Below are 16,504 nucleotides of genomic sequence, written 5' to 3'. Positions count from 1 at the left end.
GTCCCCGCATCCCCTAGGGAGCGCTCCGCCTCCTGTGGTACGGCCTCCGACCTGAGGTGAGCGTGCGTCATACCTCAGCAGTAGGACGAGTTGCTCCCGCGGGCTGACGCTTTCTGCCGGGCCCTTTGGTGAGATGGAACCACCTGAGCGCGGCGGGCAGGTCACCATGGGCCCCAGGGGGGAACACGTGGACAGCACAGCAGCCGCCGCACACGACGGAGGTAGGGCAGATGCCACGGAACGAACCGACCGAGGTCACCGACGAATGGGGCGGGGAGCGTTCCCCGAAGCGCCGTAAGGCGGTGCGGTATGGCGTGCCGGTCGCGGTGGCGGGAGTGTCGGCGGCCATGATCGGGCTGGTCCCGGCGTTCGCCGGTTCCGCTCCGGACCTGCCGAAGATCTCGGCACAGGACCTGATAGCCAAGGTCGCCAAATCGGATGTCCAGCAGCTCTCCGGCACGGTCCGGGTCACCACGGACCTCGGCCTGCCGTCCCTGCCGGGCGCAGGCGACGGAGCGGGCGCCTTCGGCGGCGCCCCGGGCGGCGGCGCGCAGGGCGGGGACGGTGCCTCCGCAGCGCCCCAGAACAAGCTGATGGAGCTGGCGTCCGGTGCGCACACGCTGCGCGTCGCGGCCGACGGCCCCGAGAAGCAGCGGGTCTCCATCGTGGACAAGGCCGCCGAGTACAGCCTCGTCCACAACGGCAAGGACGTCTGGGCGTACGACAGCGGCAGCAACACCGCCGTGCACAGCACCGCCCCCGGCGAGCGGTCCGGCAAGCAGCACCGGGCCCCCGAGGGCCTGCCCAAGGACCTGAAGACCGCGACGCCGCAGGACCTCGCGAAGCAGGCCCTGGAGGCGGCCGGTGACACGACCTCGGTCACCGTCGACGGCACCGCCAAGGTCGCCGGACGGGACGCCTACCAGCTGCTGATCAAGCCCAAGCAGGCCGGTTCCACGGTCGGCTCGATCCGGGTCGCGGTGGACGCCGCCAACGGTGTGCCGCTGAAGTTCACCCTGACCCCCAAGAGCGGTGGCGCGGCCGCCGTCGACGTCGGCTACACCAACGTCGACTTCGCCAAGCCCGCCGCGAGCACGTTCTCCTTCACCCCGCCCAAGGGTGCCAAGGTCGTCAACGGCGACAAGGAGCACGCGACCGCGCAGCGCGGGCACGGCAAGGACGCCCCGTCCCGCAAGGAGCTCGCCAAGGACATGGACGGGCTGAACGTCATCGGCAAGGGCTGGACGTCCATCGCCACCATCAAGGGTGACGGTCCCGGTCTGCCCTCCGGCAAGGACAAGGACAAGGCCAAGGGCGCCGGCGGTGACGTCGGCAAGTTCCTGGACAGCATCGGCGACGAGGTCAACGGCAAGTTCGGCTCCGGCCGGGTCTTCAGCACCCGTCTGGTCAATGCCCTGGTCACGGACAACGGCACGGTCTACGTCGGCGCCGTCGACAAGCAGACCCTGATCAACGCGGCCAACGCCGCCAAGTAAGGCACGATCGCGGCCTCGCGGGACCGCCGCGCCACCCCTTCACGGAGGGGGGTGCGGCGTAGCCCGTGGGCCTTCCGCAGGACAGGGGAAACCGATGCCGGCAGCGCCTGCCCCGGGGCCCGGCCCGGGGCGCCCGCTCGTCGACGAGCCCGGGGCCACGCCTGCACCCGCCGGGGAGTGGGCGATCGAGACCCAGGGGCTGACCAAGGCGTACCGCGGCGGGCGGCGCGCCGTCGACGGCCTCGATCTGGCCGTACCGCGCGGCAGCGTCTTCGGCTTCCTCGGCCCCAACGGCTGCGGCAAGACCACCACCATCCGCATGCTGATGGGCCTGATCGAGCCGACCGCCGGCCGCGCCCGGGTGCTCGGGCAGCCGATGCCGGCCGCGGGCCGCCGGGTGCTGCCCCGGGTCGGCGCGCTCATCGAGGGCCCGGCGCTCTACGGCTTCCTCAGCGGGCGGGACAACCTCCGCCGGTTCGACGCCGCCGACCCGGCCGCCGATCCCCGCACCCGCGAGGCGCGGGTCGGCCGGGCGCTGGAGCGGGTGGGTCTGGCCGCGGCGGCCGGCAAGAAGGCGCGCGCCTACTCCCTCGGCATGAAACAGCGCCTCGGCCTGGCCGCGGCCCTGCTCCGGCCCCGTGAGCTGCTGGTGCTCGACGAGCCCACCAACGGCCTGGACCCCAGGGCATGCGGGAGATCCGGGCCCTGGTCCGCGAGCTGGCGGCGGACGGCACGACCGTCTTTCTCTCCTCCCACCTCCTCGACGAAATCGAGCAGATCTGCACCCATGCCGCGGTGATGGCCCGCGGCCGGCTGCTCACCCAGGGCCCGGTCGCCGGCCTCTCCGCCACGGTCCTCGGCCCGCGCGGCCACGCCAGGCTCACGGTCACCACGCCCGACACCGCGGACGCGGCCCGGGTGCTGAAGGAGTGCGGCGTGACCGCTGTGGAGATCACCGACGACCGGGTGACGGGCGAACTCCCGCCCCCGGACGCCCCCATGGGCGGAACGGAGGCCGGGGCGCCGCGGGAGGTCGAGGAGCTCAACGCCGCGCTGGTGCACGCCGGGGTGCGGGTCCGCGGCTTCGGCACGGCGCGCGCCTCGCTGGAGGATGTCTTTGTGTCGCTGACCGGGGAGGGCTTCGATGTCGCAGGCTGAGGCGGTGGCGCGGACGCCCCGGCCGCTGTGGTCGCTGGGGCTGCTGCGCAGCGAGATCGCCGTGACGTTCCGGCGCTGGCGCACCCTCGCGCTGCTGGCGGTGCTCGCGGGCATACCGGTCCTGGTCGGTATCGCCGTCCGGATCGAGACCGGTGACGGCGGGCCGGGCGGTGGCGGTGGTGGCGGCCCGGCCTTCCTCTCCCAGGCCACCCACAACGGCCTCTTCCTGGTCTTCGCCTCGCTCGCGGTGACCCTGCCGTTCTTCCTGCCGATGTCCGTCGGCGTGATCGCGGGCGACTCCCTCGCCGGCGAGGCACACGGCGGGACGCTGCGCTATCTCCTGGTCGCCCCCGCGGGCCGCACCCGTCTGCTGCTGGTCAAATACGCCACGACCCTGACGTTCTGCCTGGTGAGCACCCTGACCGTGGCGCTCTCCGCACTGGCGACCGGTGCGCTGCTCTTCCCCCTGGGCGAGGTCACCCTGCTCTCGGGCACCTCTGTGTCCTTCGGCGAGGGGCTGCTGCGGGCGCTGGCCATCGCGGTCGCGGTGGCGGTGTCCCTGACCGGGGTGGCCGCCATCGGCCTGTTCGTCTCGACGCTCACCACCAGCGGCATAGCGGCCATGGCGACCACGGTCGGCCTGCTGATCACCGTGCAGATACTGGACTCACTCCCGCAGCTGCACGCCCTCCAGCCCTACCTCTTCCCGCACTACTGGCTGTCCTTCGCGGATCTGCTCCGCGACCCCGTCTACTGGGACCAGCTGGAGAAGAACCTCGGCCTGCAGGCGCTGTACGCCGTGGTGTTCGGCTCGGCGGCCTGGGCGCGCTTCACCACCCGGGACATCACTGCGTGAGGCCGGGCGGCCGCGGCGTCCCCGGCTGTTCGGCGGTGGGCTGTGCCGCCGCGGCTGCCGGCGCCGCTTCCGTGGCCGTTTCCGGGGGAGGTGCCGCCGCGGCCGCCTGGGCCGCGGCCTCGGCCAGCGCCGCCCGTGCCCGCCCCGCGGTCCGCAGTGCGTCCCAGGTCAGCATCGCCAGCGCCAGCCACACCAGCGCGAACCCGGCCCAGCGCTCCGGCGGCATCGTCTCGTGGAAGACCGTGAGTCCCAGCAGGAACTGAAAGGTCGGCGCCAGATACTGGAGCATCCCGATCATCGTCAGCGGCAGCCGCACCGCCGAGGCGCCGAAGCAGATCAGCGGTACCGCCGTCGCGACCCCGCAGGCCGACAGCAGCAGCGCCTGGCCCGCCCCGGTGGTGAAACTGGCCTCGCCGTGCAGGCCGAGGAAGACCAGAAAGCCCAGGGCGGGCAGCAGCTGGAGGGCCGTCTCGGCGCTGAAGCCCTCGATCCCGTCGAGCTTGATGCCCTTCTTGACCAGGCCATACGTCGCGAACGAGAAGGCCAGCGCGAGTGCGATCCAGGGCATCCGGCCGTAGGCGACGGTCATCACCAGGACGGCCAGCGCGCCGATCCCCACCGCCGCCCACTGGAGCGGCCGCAGCCGTTCGCGCAGCACAAGGACGCCGAAGGCGATGCTGACCAGCGGATTGATGAAGTAGCCGAGCGAGGCCTCCAGGACGTGCCCGGAGTTGACCGCCCAGATGTAGAGGAACCAGTTCGCCGAGATCACCAGGGTGCTGACCAGTATCAGCCCGAGCCGCCGGGGCTGCCGCAGCAGCGGGCCGATCCAGGACCAGCGGCGGAGCACGGCCAGGAGGACGACGGCGACGGGCAGCGACCAGACCATGCGATGGGCCAGGATCTCGGACGGCGCGGCGTCGTCCAGCAGGCGCCAGTAGAGCGGCAGCAGGCCCCACATGGTGTAGGCGGCGATGCCGTAGGCGAGTCCGGTGCGCTGATCGCTTCGAGGCTGCAAGGGACCCTCCTGGTGGTGCCGTGTCGCCCTGGTGAACGTAACGCCGCCCGGAGCGCCTGTCATGCCCGTCTTGCCATACGGTCATGACGGCCCGTAGGGGCGGCGCTCCGGCGGGCCCGCTTCAGCTGGGCAGCCCGTGCGGCCCCTCCAGTGCCTTCAGCGCTTCCGCGATCGCCTCGGCGACCGGTGTGGTCGGCCGGCCGATGAGCCGGGACAGTTCGCCGGGCGTCGCCGACAGCTCGCCGCGGGCGATCCCGGTGTCCGCGTCGGCGACCAGCTGGGCGCCCAGCGCCGGTACGCCCGCCTCCACCAGCAGCGCCACATACTGCTCGGGCGGCAGATCGCGGTACGCGATGCGCCGCCCGGTCTGCCGCGAGACCTCGGCCGCGTACTCGGCCATCGTCCAGGCGGTGTCGCCGCTCAGCTCGTACACCGTGTTCTCGTGGCCGCTGCCGGTGAGCACGACGGCGGCCGCCTCGGCGTAGTCCCGGCGCGCGGCGGTGGCCACCCGGCCGCCGTCCGCGCTGCCCACGACGGCGCCGGTCCGGAGGGTGTCGGCGAGCGCGCCCGTGTAGTTCTCGTGGTACCAGCCGTTGCGCAGCAGGCAGTACGGCACCCCGGACGCGAGCAGCGCCTGCTCGGTGGCGAGGTGCTCCTCGGCGATCGAGAACGTGGCCGCCGGCCCGCCCAGCACGCTGGTGTACGCCAGCAGCCCGACGCCCGCCTCCCGCGCGGCGTCGATCACGGTGCGGTGCTGGGTGAGGCGCTGCCCCGCCTCGTTCCCGGAGATGAACAGCACCCGGTCACCGGCGGTGAAGGCGCCCTGGAGGGTTTCGGGACGGCTGTAGTCCGCGGTCTTGATCTCCACCCCGCGGGCGGCGAGGCCGGCGGCCTTGGCCCGGTCGCGGGCGAGAGCGACGATCTCGCCGGGTGTGGTGCGCCGGAGCAGTTCCTCGATGACGAGCCGGCCGAGTGCCCCGGTGGCGCCGGTGACGACGAAGCTCATGAGTACCCCCTGTGGGCGTCGCTGCCTGAGGACCCGACCGTACGCCTGCGCTAAACGATCGTCTATGACGGGTGTACGGATAGCTGGTGCGGGATCCCCTTCAGCATCGCCCGGCGGCGCGGCACCGGCACGGCGCAGCGGAGGGGCGGCCCGCCGTGAAGCACAGCCCACAACGAACGGGTGCCTCCGGGAGCGCCCTAACGCGCTTCCGGAGGCACCCGTTTCGGCGCCGTTCGGTCAGCCGACGACCGTCCAGGTGTCATTGCCGGTCAGCAGTGCGGCGAGGTCGCCCTTGCCCTTCTGCTCGATGGCGGCGTCCAGCTGGTCGGACATCAGGGTGTCGTAGACCGGCCGGTCGACGCTGCGCAGCACACCGATGGGGGTGTGGTGCAGGGTGTCGGCGTCGGCGAGCCGGGAGAGCGCGAAGGCCGTCGTCGGCGAGGGGTTGTGGGCGTCGTGCACCAGCACCCCGCCCGTCCCCTCCTCCCGGACGTCGATGACCTTGAGATCGCCGGTGGCCGGGTCGCGGACCACGCCCTTGGAGCCGAAGCCGTCGGGGGCCAGCGCGCCGAAGCGGATCGGCTGCCCGTGCTCCAGCCGGATCACGGCCTCCTCGGCCTGCTCCTTGTCCTTGAGGGCCTCGAAGGCGCCGTCGTTGAAGATGTTGCAGTTCTGGTAGATCTCCACCAGGGCCGTGCCGGGGTGGGCGGCGGCCTCGCGCAGCACCGAGGTGAGGTGCTTGCGGTCGGAGTCGACGGTGCGGGCCACGAAGGACGCCTCGGCGCCGAGCGCCAGCGAGACCGGGTTGAACGGCGCGTCCAGCGAGCCCATCGGCGTCGACTTGGTGATCTTGCCGACCTCGGAGGTGGGGCTGTACTGGCCCTTGGTCAGACCGTAGATCCGGTTGTTGAACAGCAGGATCTTGAGGTTGACGTTGCGCCGCAGGGCGTGGATGAGGTGGTTGCCGCCGATGGACAGCGCATCGCCGTCGCCCGTGACGACCCAGACGGACAGATCGCGCCGCGAGGAGGCCAGGCCGGTGGCGATGGCCGGGGCGCGGCCGTGGATGGAGTGCATCCCGTAGGTGTTCATGTAGTACGGGAAGCGGGAGGAGCAGCCGATGCCGGAGACGAAGACGATGTTTTCCTTCGCCAGACCGAGCTCGGGCATGAAGCCCTGCACGGCGGCGAGGACGGCGTAGTCACCGCAGCCGGGGCACCAGCGCACTTCCTGATCGGACTTGAAGTCCTTCATGGACTGCTTGGCGTCGGCCTTGGGCACCAGGGAGAGCGCCTCGATCTGCGAGGGCCTCTCCGAGATCGCCTCAGTCATTGATGGCCTCCTTAAAGACCTCCGCGAGCTGCTCGGCCTTGAACGGCATTCCGCTGACCTGGGTGTGCGACTGCGCGTCGACGAGGTACTTGGCACGCAGCAGAGTGGCGAGCTGTCCGAGGTTCATCTCCGGCACGATCACCTTGTCGTAACGCGCCAGGACCTCGCCGAGATTCCGCGGGAAGGGGTTGAGATGGCGCAGATGGGCCTGCGCGATGCGGTCTCCCGCACGCCGGACGCGCCGGACCGCGGCGGTGATCGGTCCGTACGTCGAACCCCAGCCCAGGGCAAGGGTCCGGGCGCCCTGGCCGCTCTCGTCGGCGGGGTCGTCGACCTCGAGGTCGGGAACCTCGATGCCGTCCACCTTTGCCTGGCGGGTGCGCACCATGAAGTCGTGGTTGGCGGGGTCGTAGGAGATGTTGCCGGTGCCGTCCTGCTTCTCGATGCCGCCGATGCGGTGCTCAAGACCCGGCGTGCCCGGCACGGCCCAGGGGCGGGCCAGCGTCTGCTCGTCACGCTTGTAGGGCCAGAACACCTCGGTGCCGTCCGCCAGCTGGTGGTTGGTGCCGGAAGCGAACTGGACCCGCAGATCGGGGAGTTCCTCGACGTCGGGGATCCGCCACGGCTCGGAGCCGTTGGCCAGATAGCCGTCGGAGAGCAGGAAGACGGGGGTGCGGTAGGTGAGCGCGATACGGGCCGCGTCCAGCGCCGCGTCGAAGCAGTCGGCGGGCGTCTTCGGCGCCACGATCGGCACCGGCGCCTCGCCGTTGCGGCCGTACATCGCCTGGAGCAGATCGGCCTGCTCGGTCTTCGTCGGCAGTCCTGTGGAGGGCCCGCCGCGCTGGATGTCCACGATCAGCAGCGGGAGCTCCAGGGACACCGCGAGACCGATGGTCTCCGACTTCAGCGCCACACCGGGGCCGGAGGTGGTCGTCACCGCCAGGGCGCCGCCGAAGGCCGCGCCCAGCGCCGCGCCGATACCGGCGATCTCGTCCTCCGCCTGGAACGTCCGCACACCGAAGTTCTTGTGCTTGGACAGCTCGTGCAGGATGTCGGAGGCCGGGGTGATCGGGTACGAGCCCAGATACAGCGGCAGATCCGCCTGCCGGCCCGCCGCGACCAGCCCGTAGGACAGCGCGAGGTTCCCGGAGATATTGCGGTAGGTGCCGGTGGGGAAGTCCTTCGTGGCCGGCGCGACCTCGTAGGAGACGGCGAAGTCCTCCGTCGTCTCACCGAAGTTCCAGCCCGCCCGGAAGGCGGTGACGTTCGCCTCCGCGATGTCCGGCTTCTTGGCGAACTTCGCCCGCAGGAACTTCTCGGTGCCCTCGGTCGGCCGGTGGTACATCCACGACAGCAGGCCCAGCGCGAACATGTTCTTGCTGCGCTCGGCCTCCTTGCGGGAGAGCCCGAAGTCCTTGAGTGCCTCGATCGTCAGCGTGGTCAGCGGCACCGGGTGGACGTTGTAGGCCTCCAGCGAGCCGTCCTCCAGCGGGCTGGTGGCGTAGCCGACCTTCGCCATCGGGCGCTTGGTGAACTCATCGGTGTTGACGATGATGTCCGCGCCCCGCGGGACGTCGGCGAGGTTCGCCTTCAGCGCGGCGGGGTTCATCGCGACCAGCACGTTCGGTGCGTCACCGGGCGTGAGGATGTCGTGGTCGGCGAAGTGCAGCTGGAAGCTGGAGACGCCCGGCAGGGTCCCGGCAGGGGCCCGGATCTCGGCGGGGAAGTTGGGCAGCGTCGACAGGTCGTTGCCGAACGACGCCGTCTCGGAGGTGAACCGGTCGCCGGTGAGCTGCATACCGTCACCGGAGTCACCGGCAAACCGGATGATCACCCGGTCCAGACGTCGGACTTCTTTGCCTTCGCCGCCGTTACCGGACGCGCGTTGTTCCCCGACAAGCGCTGCGTCGGTCTGCTCGGCTGGGCTACTGACCTGGCTGGTCACTGCTTCGGACCTCCCTCGAGGGGTGCGGCGTCCCCGCCGGAGGCAGGGCTCGGGACGTGTCGTACCGACCGGTTGTCCCATAACCATCGTACGTGGGTAAGGGTGACCTTCCTTGGGTCGATCGCATGGTGGACGTCAACGTGAGACAGCGATCTGGTGCGTTTGTCATGAAATCACCGCCCCCGTGACCCCGTTCTTCATGACGCTCCGGACTCCTCCATTGGTTCTACGCCCAAAGTCCTCGACCTGGGCGGAAAATACCTCGAACAGCCCATCTGACAGGGTGTCAGATCCTCAGGAGTTGAGGTAGGTGAGCACTGCAAGCACTCTGCGGTGATCCCCGTCACTCTGCGCCAGACCCAGTTTCGAAAAGATATTGCTGACGTGTTTCTCGACCGCACCGTCGCTGACCACCAGCTGCCGGGCGACCGCGGAATTCGTCCGGCCCTCGGCCATCAGCCCCAGCACTTCCCGCTCCCGGGGTGTCAGATGGGCCAGCACATCCTGCTTACGGCTGCGGCCCAGCAACTGGGCCACCACCTCCGGGTCCAGCGCGGTCCCGCCCCCGGCGACCCGGACCACCGCGTCGACGAACTCCCGCACCTCGGCCACCCGGTCCTTGAGCAGATAGCCGATACCCCGGCTCGAACCGGCCAGCAGCTCCGTCGCGTACTGCTCCTCGACGTACTGCGAGAGGACCAGCACACCGAGGCCCGGGTGGTCCCGGCGCAGCCGGATCGCGGCCCGCACCCCCTCGTCGGTGTGCGTCGGCGGCATCCGTACGTCCGCCACCACCACATCCGGCAGCGCCCCCTCGTCCGCCAGCTCCCCGATCACCTTGATCAGTGCCTCGGCGTCCCCCACACCGGCCACGACCTCGTGCCCCCGGTCGGTCAGCAGCCTGGTCAGGCCCTCCCGGAGCAGCACCGAATCCTCGGCGATGACCACCCGCACCTTGTCCTCCACGGCTCAGATCCCCCCATGTGTCACCCCGTCCCGCCCCTGCCGGACCCCAGCATCCCAGCATCCGGACGGAAGCGAGGCCGGTAAGGGGGTCCGGGGCGCAGACAGGGGTCCGAGGGCGCCGGGTGTGGGGGTGGGCGGGGCCCGGCGGCGCCGACCCGGTGGCTGGCTCAGCGCCGTCCGGTGGTCAGCCAGTGCTGTCCGAGCGGCACCGCAGGCGCCGCCCGGCGGTCCTCCGCCAGTGCCGCCCGGTGGTCATCCGCGCCACGGCAGACAGCCGATGCTCTCCGGTGGTCAGCCGCGCCACGGCAGCTCGGCGGTGATGCAGGTCGGGCCACCGGACGGGGAGTCCACTATCAGCAGGCCGTCGACGGCATCGAGCCGTTCGGCGAGGCCGGCCAGGCCGGTGCCGCTCTCCGTGTGCGCGCCGCCCTGCCCGTTGTCCGCGACCAGCACCATGAGCCGGTCCGCGTTGGTCCACACATCGAGCGTGGCGCTGGTGGCCCGGGCGTGCTTGGAGACGTTCTGGAGCAGCTCGGAGGCGGTGAAGTAGGCGATGCCCTCGATCGCCGCGGCCGGCCGGCGGTCCAGATCCACGGTCACCGTCACCGGAACCGTGCACCGCGCCGACAGCGCCGACAGCGCCGGGCCGAGTCCCCGGTCGGTGAGGATCGCCGGATGGATGCCCCGGGCCAGGTCACGCAGCTCCCGGAGTGCGGTCTTCACCTCGCCGTGCGCCTCGTCCACCATCTTGGCCGCGGCCTCCGGGTCCTCCGCCAGCTTCTCCTTGGCCAGGCCCAGGTCCATGGCGAGCGCGACCAGCCGCGCCTGGGCGCCGTCGTGCAGATCGCGCTCGATGCGGCGCAGGTCGGCCGCCGCCGTGTCCACCACCACCCCACGGTCCGACTCCAGCTGCGACACCCGGGTGGCGAGCAGGGAGGGCCCGAGCAGGCCGTGGACCATGACGCGGTCGACCTGCGTCAGCCCGTGGATCACCCACGGCCCGGCCAGCACCAGCAGCAGCCCGAACCCGCTGGTGAACCCGATCTCCGTCGGGGTGTCGAGATAGACGCCGTGGCCGTGGCCGTCGCCCCACATCAGGGCGCCCGGCTGGTCGAGATACGCGGGGAACGTCCACCGCCACAGCGGGTAGGCCAGCAGCGCCCAGCCGACGGTCCAGAGCGTCAGCGAGAAGACGAAGGAAAAGATCGCCCACGGCAGGTGCAGCAGGGAGTAGACGACGTGCCGCCAGGACGCACCGCTCTTGAGTACGGCTCCGACCCACCCCATCAGGCCCGGCCTGGAGGCGCGGGGCGGCTCCGGGGCGGCGACCTCCAGCCCCAGCAGGGCGCGGGCCCGCGCCCGCTCCAGACCGCCCAGCGCACGGCTGCCGGCCAGGCCGCCCGCCAGCACCGGGATGCCCAAGGTCGTCACCAGCAGACCGGTGCCCAGCGCGAGCACCGTTATCGCGTACGTGAACATCAGGACGGACATCGGGACGCTGAGGAAGAGGTAGAGGAACTCCCGCCAGGTGCGCCCGGAGAACGGGGCGCGCAGCCCCACGGGCATCCGGGAGCCGCGAAGTCGCGGTGCGTATGCGGTATCCATCGTCTCGTCGTCCGTTCTGCCGGGCGCGGCCATGCCCTGTCGGCGCCGCTGTCTGCTCCGCCGCTCACCGCGGCCTTTTCCGCCATGACAAGCGTCCGCGACCGGCGGCCCCCGCACCATGAGGGTTCTCGCAGTCTTCGCCGGGGGTTATCCCCACCCCCGGCCCTGTGGTCGACCACAAGCGGCCGACCACAGCCGGCCGCGCGGCCCCACTCCGACGGCCCGCTGTGTCCTCAGGCCCGCGCCCCGCCGCGCCGACGCGCGGCCCCGGCCCCGCCCCCGACTCCGGCCCCGTCCCCCGTCCGCTCCCGCCACGGCAGCTCCGCCGTCACCCGCGTGGGCCCGCCCACCGGCGAATCCAGCACGAACAGCCCGTCCACCGACCCCAGCCGCTCGGCGAGCCCGGCCATCCCGCTGCCGCCGTCCAGCCGCGCCCCGCCCTTCCCGTTGTCCGACACCTGGATCAGCAGCCGTCCGCCCGCCCGTCGCCCACGACCACCCCTGTCCGAGGCTCCTGCGGACCCGCCCTCCTGGACGCGCCACACCTCGACGGACGCCTGCCGCGCCGCACTGTGCTTGGAGATGTTCTGAAGCAGCTCGGAGACGGTGAAATAGACGATGCCCTCGATGGCGGGCGCGGGCCGCTCGGACAGGTCCACGGTCGTCGTGACCGGCACCGTGCAGCGCCCGGCCAGTGAGGTCAGCGCGGGCCCCAGCCCCCGGTCGGTGAGGATCGCCGGATGGATGCCCCGGGCCAGATCCCGCAGCTCCTGGAGCGCCAGCTTCACCTCGCCGTGCGCCTCGTCCACCATCGCCGCCACGCTTTCATCGGCCCGGCCCTCCAGCAGCTTCTCCTTCGCCAGGCCGAGCCCCATGGCGAGCGCCACCAGCCGGGCCTGCGCACCGTCGTGCAGATCCCGTTCGATGCGCCGCAGATCGGCGGCCGCGGTGTCGGTGACCGTCACCCGGTCCGTCTCCAGCTCGGCGATCCGCCGCTCCAACTCGTCGGACGGCGAGAGGAATCCCCGCACCATCGCCCGGTCCACGTTGGTCAGCCAGCGCGCCACCCAGGGCAGCGCCGGCCACCCCAGGAAGAACAGCACGAAGACGACCAGGAATGTGATCAGGGCCCACGGCAGCCGGATGAACGTGAACAGCGCATGCCGCCAGGCGACCGGATCCTTCAGACTCGCCCACAACCACGGCAGGAAGCCCGGGTGCCGCGCCCGCAGTCGGCTCGGCTCCTCGACCCGGACCCCGAGCAACGCCCGTGCACGGGCCCGCTCCAGCCTCCCGTAGTGCCGGCACGCCTGTAGCCCTGTGGCCAGCAGCGGCAGCGTGATCACGATGAGGGACAGCCCGATCCCCGCCACCACCCACACCATCAGCACCGCGAACGCCACGCATCCCAAAGGGAAGTTGGCCAGCAGATAGGCGATCTCCCGCCACGTCGCGCTGCTGAGCGGCGCTCTTGGAGGCGGTGGTGTGGCGCCCTCAAGGGCGTCCTCGGCAGCACTGGGGCGGGAACTCTCCGTCATGCGCCCCAGCCTGCCCGGTGGCCGACCGGGGTGCCATGGGGTAGCTGGGCGGACCGGGGTGGGGTTTGCCCCATTCCGGTCCGCGCTTCGAGCATCCCGGCGCAGGTCACGGCGGTTGCGCCGGGCCGGGGCACAGTGCCTGTCCCGTTATCGGAGTGGTGGACACGGCGCGCCGACGGGACCGTAAGGTGTGGCGATGCACAACGGGAGGGGCGAGGGGCCATGGCGCGGGGTTACGACGGCCAGTTGCTGAAGCCGGATGACGCCGCAGGCCGGCCGGAGTCCACCACACGGGACCTCGCCGACGCGGTGGCCGCCCCTTTCGAGATCCGCGGCTGGGGATGGGGCGAGCGGAGCCGGGTCTGGACGGCGGTGACGGCGAGTGTGCTGCTCGCGGCGGTCACCGGGGCCTGCGCGGGAAGTTGGTACGCCAACGGGGACGCGGCCCGCTGGCTGGGTGTCGCCGCCGTCCTCGTCACCGCCGCAGGTGCGGCCGTCGGCGCACTCGCCGCGCGACACGGGCAGCAGGCCCCGGGAGCCGCCCTGTTGCTGCTCGGCGGGGTGCTCGGGGTGGCCACGGCCTGGCAGGCGGTTCCGGGCGGCGCGGCGAGGCTCGCCGCCGTCGGACTCACCGTGGCGGCCGTGCTCGCGCTCCTCGGGCTCTGTACGGGGCTGGGGCGGGGCGGCCTGACCGCCGCCGCGTCGCTCGCGCTCGCGGTCGGCGCCTGGGAGCTGGGCCTGGCCCTGACCACCCCCGCACGTACGGGAGTTGTGCTCGGCTTCGTTTCCGTCCTCGTCCTGGGCCAGCTGCCGCGTCTCGCACTGCGGGGTGCCGGCCTGACCCGGCTCGACGATCTGCACTCCGGCGGTACGCCGGTCAGCCGGCACCAGGTGGCGGGCGCACTGGGCGCCACCCACCGGGAGCTGGCCCCGGCAACAACGGTCGTGGCGGCCTCGGCCGGAGCGGCCGGGGTGCTCGCGGTGCAGACACCCGGCCTCTGGACGGTGCTCGCCGCGCTGCTGCTGTGCGGCGTGCTGTGCTCACGGGCACGGGCGTATCCGCTGGCGGTGGAGGTCGTCGCGCTGCTGGCGGCCGGCCTGGCGGTCGGCGTACGGCTGGTGCTGCTCTGGGCCACCGACGGCGGGGCGGCGGCGCCCGCGCTGGTCGTGCTGGGTCTGCTGGCGGTGCTGCCGGTCGCGCTGCTCGCGGTGCGGATCCCGGAGCCCTCGCTCGCCCGGCTGCGCCGGTGGCTGGACCATGCCGAGTCGGTGGCCGTAGTGGCGCTGATCCCGGTCACTCTCGGGGCCCTCGGGCTCTACGGCGCGCTGTTCGGCGCATCCTGACCCGGAGAGGCGGCGGAGCGGACATGTCATCGGCGGAGCGCGATCCGGAGCAAGCGGGAACGGGAGCGGAAGGGGGAGGGGGTGTGGACGCGGTGCGGGCGATGAATCCGACTCCTGGGGCCTATACGGCAAGGGAGTTGAGCACGGCGGGAAATACGGGCGAGAGCGGCGAGTGGGGTATGACGGGCGAGGCGGGAGCGATGAGCGCGTCGGGGGCGATGAGCGAGTCGGACGGTGGTCCGGCGGAGCGGGGGACCGCTCCGGGGATGCCAGGGATTCCGGGGGTGCCCGGGGGCGGTCCGATGCCGCTGAGTACGTCGATGCCTTCGGCCGGGGCGCCGCCGCACGCCGAGCCGATGCCTCCGGCCGGGACAACGCCTCCCGCCGCTCCGCCGATGCCCGCCACCCCGGTCCAGCCACCCGGCCCCGCCGCCACGTCGCCCGGCCCCGCGTCACCCACCCCGCCGGCTTCCGCGCCCCCGGCCCCCGGAGCGCCCGCCGCCGGAGCGCCCGTCTCCGGAGCACCCGCCCCCGCTCCCGGCCGCTACGGCCGGTCCGGGCTGCCGGCCCGGACGCCGCTCTCGGTGCCCCTGCTGCCGCCGGAACTGGCCGACGGTCAGCCCCGGCCGCGTCGCGGCGACCCCGTGGCCCGGCGTGCGGGCCGCGCGCTGCGCAAGGTCTTCGCCTCGTCCCCGGCCGCCGAAACGGCCGCGGTCACCCAGGCCGCGCATGCCATCCAGCAGCCCGTGACCACGGGCCGGCAGATCGCCGTGTCCAGCATCCGGGGCGGCGCCGGCAAGTCCACCCTCGCCGCCCTGCTCGCGCTCACCTACGCGCACTACCGCTCCGACCCGGTGCTCGCCGTCGAGGCCGATCCGGCGCTCGGCACGCTGCCGCACCGGCTCGGCGCCCGCGAGGTGCGGTGGTCGGGCAGCGATCTGGCGCAGATCGTCGAACCGTCGATGCTGATCACGGACCTGACCGGCTATCTCCTCCCGTTCGCGGGCGGCGGCTGGCTGCTGCCCGGCAGCCAGGGCGCCATCGGCACCCGGCTGGACCTCGACACCTACCGCGTGGTCATGACCTCGCTGCGCCGCCACTTCGCGGCCACCGTCGTGGACTGCGAGACGCTGCCCGCCGAAGTGGCGCGCACCGCGCTGGTGACCACCCAGGCGCGAGTGGTGGCCACCCCGGCGACCCCGGAGGGCGTGGCCGCCACCCGCTCCGTACTGGACTGGATCGGCGGACTGCACTCCGGCCTGCTGCCCACCACCGTCGTCGTGCTCACCCACACCTCGCCCGACAGCGGCGTCGACGTCCGCCGGGCCGCCGAACACCTGGGCGCGGGCGGCGCGGCGGTGCTGCCGCTGCCCTACGACCGGCATCTGGCGGCCGGCGGCGCCATCCGTACGGAGCTGCTCGGCGAACGGACGCGGGAGGCGGCGGCACGCATCGCGGCCGAGGTGATGGACCGCGCGGTCTCGCGGGAACCGGGCCGGCGGCAGCAGCAACGGCAGACGACGGTCCACCGCCCGGGACAGCCGCCGGTGTACGTCCCCGGACAGGCGACGGCCCCCGCGCCGCCCCAGGAACCACAGCGGCCCCAGGGGCACGGCGGCCAGCAAGGTCAAGCGCAGCCTCAGGCCGGTCCGCAGTCGCAGGCCCAGGCCGGTCCGCAGGCACCGGCGCAGCCCCAGGCCGGTCCGCAGTCGCAGCCGCAGGCCCAGCCCCAGGCCGTTCCGCAGCCCCAGCCCCCACATCAGCCCCAACCGGCTCCCCACTACTACCCGCCCCAGGCCACGCCCCCGGTGCCCGCACCGCACCAGCCCCCGCCGCACCCCCAGGCGCAGGCCGCCCCCACCCAGCCTCCTTCTCCGTCTCCGTCGCAGCCGCCGTCGCAGCCCCTGCCGACGATGCCGGTGGCGCCCCAGCCGGCCGCCGGTCCGGAAGCCCCCGGTGCCCCCGCGGCCCCCGACCGGCGCAGCCCGTTCGACGGCGGCCCGGTCCACTGACGCCAAGCCCTCCCGGACCGTCTCCGCCCCGCCGTCCGTCCGGTCCGTGAGACAGGTTCTGAGACAACCGGGCGCTCTGTCTACGCTGCCGGCCACCCAGGAAGGGCGAAGTGGGGACAACCCCACCGGCCGCGACGATGCGGCTGCTCACCGGGGCCGGGGCAGGGCCTAGACTCCGGTCCGTACAGATCGTCGAAGTCGTTGAACAATCACAGTCAGGGAGCGAGG

At 72.6% G+C, this 16,504-nt stretch carries 12 protein-coding genes and 1 pseudogene; 5 read left to right on the top strand and 8 right to left on the bottom strand.

The genetic code is table 11. The features are described 5' to 3' along the window. Positions 1-230: 230 nt before the first annotated feature. The 3 genes and pseudogenes from CP981_RS17760 to CP981_RS17750 all read left to right on the top strand — a co-directional run bounded on the left by CP981_RS17760 (position 231) and on the right by CP981_RS17750 (position 3,510). Positions 231-1,496: a LolA family protein gene (locus tag CP981_RS17760; RefSeq protein ID WP_085924411.1), complete on the top strand. Its 1,266-nt coding sequence runs from the start codon at positions 231-233 to the stop codon at positions 1,494-1,496. A gap of 94 nt (positions 1,497-1,590) precedes the next feature. After that, positions 1,591-2,654: pseudogene (locus CP981_RS17755) on the top strand (ABC transporter ATP-binding protein). Beyond that, a complete protein-coding gene (locus CP981_RS17750) occupies positions 2,641-3,510 on the top strand; it encodes an ABC transporter permease (protein WP_085924412.1) in 870 nt (289 codons plus the stop codon). The pseudogene CP981_RS17755 and the gene CP981_RS17750 overlap by 14 nt, the downstream one beginning before the upstream one ends. Here the strand turns inward: CP981_RS17750 and rarD are convergent. From rarD to CP981_RS17715, 7 genes are all read right to left on the bottom strand, one after another. Next, positions 3,500-4,528, bottom strand: coding sequence for an EamA family transporter RarD (gene rarD / locus CP981_RS17745; RefSeq protein WP_085924413.1), 1,029 nt, complete (start codon positions 4,526-4,528; stop codon positions 3,500-3,502). The two genes, CP981_RS17750 and rarD, sit on opposite strands and share 11 nt — an antisense overlap. A 121-nt stretch (positions 4,529-4,649) precedes the next feature. Beyond that, complete coding sequence (locus CP981_RS17740) at positions 4,650-5,534, bottom strand: SDR family oxidoreductase (protein WP_085924414.1); 885 nt, start codon at positions 5,532-5,534, stop codon at positions 4,650-4,652. 237 nt (positions 5,535-5,771) lie between these two features. After that, a complete protein-coding gene (locus tag CP981_RS17735) occupies positions 5,772-6,866 on the bottom strand; it encodes a 2-oxoacid:ferredoxin oxidoreductase subunit beta (protein ID WP_085924415.1) in 1,095 nt (364 codons plus the stop codon). Further along, positions 6,859-8,811, bottom strand: a complete 1,953-nt coding sequence (locus CP981_RS17730; RefSeq protein WP_085924416.1) for a 2-oxoacid:acceptor oxidoreductase subunit alpha — start codon at positions 8,809-8,811, stop codon at positions 6,859-6,861. The genes CP981_RS17735 and CP981_RS17730 overlap by 8 nt, the downstream gene beginning before the upstream one ends. A gap of 294 nt (positions 8,812-9,105) precedes the next feature. Further along, positions 9,106-9,765, bottom strand: coding sequence for a response regulator transcription factor (locus CP981_RS17725; protein WP_167536228.1), 660 nt, complete (start codon positions 9,763-9,765; stop codon positions 9,106-9,108). Between the two features lie 303 nt (positions 9,766-10,068). Beyond that, a complete protein-coding gene (locus CP981_RS17720) occupies positions 10,069-11,382 on the bottom strand; it encodes a sensor histidine kinase (RefSeq protein WP_085924453.1) in 1,314 nt (437 codons plus the stop codon). Positions 11,383-11,615: 233 nt separating this feature from the next. Then, the gene (locus tag CP981_RS17715; RefSeq protein WP_085924418.1) at positions 11,616-12,920 is read right to left on the bottom strand and encodes a sensor histidine kinase; all 1,305 of its coding nucleotides are present in this window, start codon (positions 12,918-12,920) and stop codon (positions 11,616-11,618) included. Positions 12,921-13,142: 222 nt separating this feature from the next. Here CP981_RS17715 and CP981_RS17710 point away from each other — a divergent pair, with 222 nt between their 5' ends. Further along, positions 13,143-14,264 (top strand): ubiquitin family protein, encoded by a 1,122-nt coding sequence (locus CP981_RS17710; RefSeq protein ID WP_085924419.1) that lies wholly within the window; start codon positions 13,143-13,145, stop codon positions 14,262-14,264. A 121-nt stretch (positions 14,265-14,385) separates the two neighbouring features. Here CP981_RS17710 and CP981_RS17705 read toward each other — a convergent pair whose 3' ends face one another. Further along, complete coding sequence (locus CP981_RS17705) at positions 14,386-14,724, bottom strand: hypothetical protein (protein ID WP_085924420.1); 339 nt, start codon at positions 14,722-14,724, stop codon at positions 14,386-14,388. A 124-nt stretch (positions 14,725-14,848) separates the two neighbouring features. On the opposite strand from CP981_RS17705, the gene CP981_RS17695 reads away from it, so the two are divergent. After that, positions 14,849-16,276 carry a MinD/ParA family ATP-binding protein gene (locus tag CP981_RS17695; RefSeq protein WP_244329687.1) on the top strand — a complete coding sequence of 476 codons (1,428 nt, stop codon included), beginning with the start codon at positions 14,849-14,851 and terminating at the stop codon, positions 16,274-16,276. Positions 16,277-16,504: the final 228 nt, after the last annotated feature.

The organism is Streptomyces platensis, from assembly GCF_008704855.1.
GTDB classification, from domain to species: Bacteria; Actinomycetota; Actinomycetes; order Streptomycetales; family Streptomycetaceae; genus Streptomyces; species Streptomyces platensis.
The sequence above is the reverse complement of the archived record's forward strand: the minus strand, read 5'-3'. Positions and strand labels throughout refer to the sequence as shown.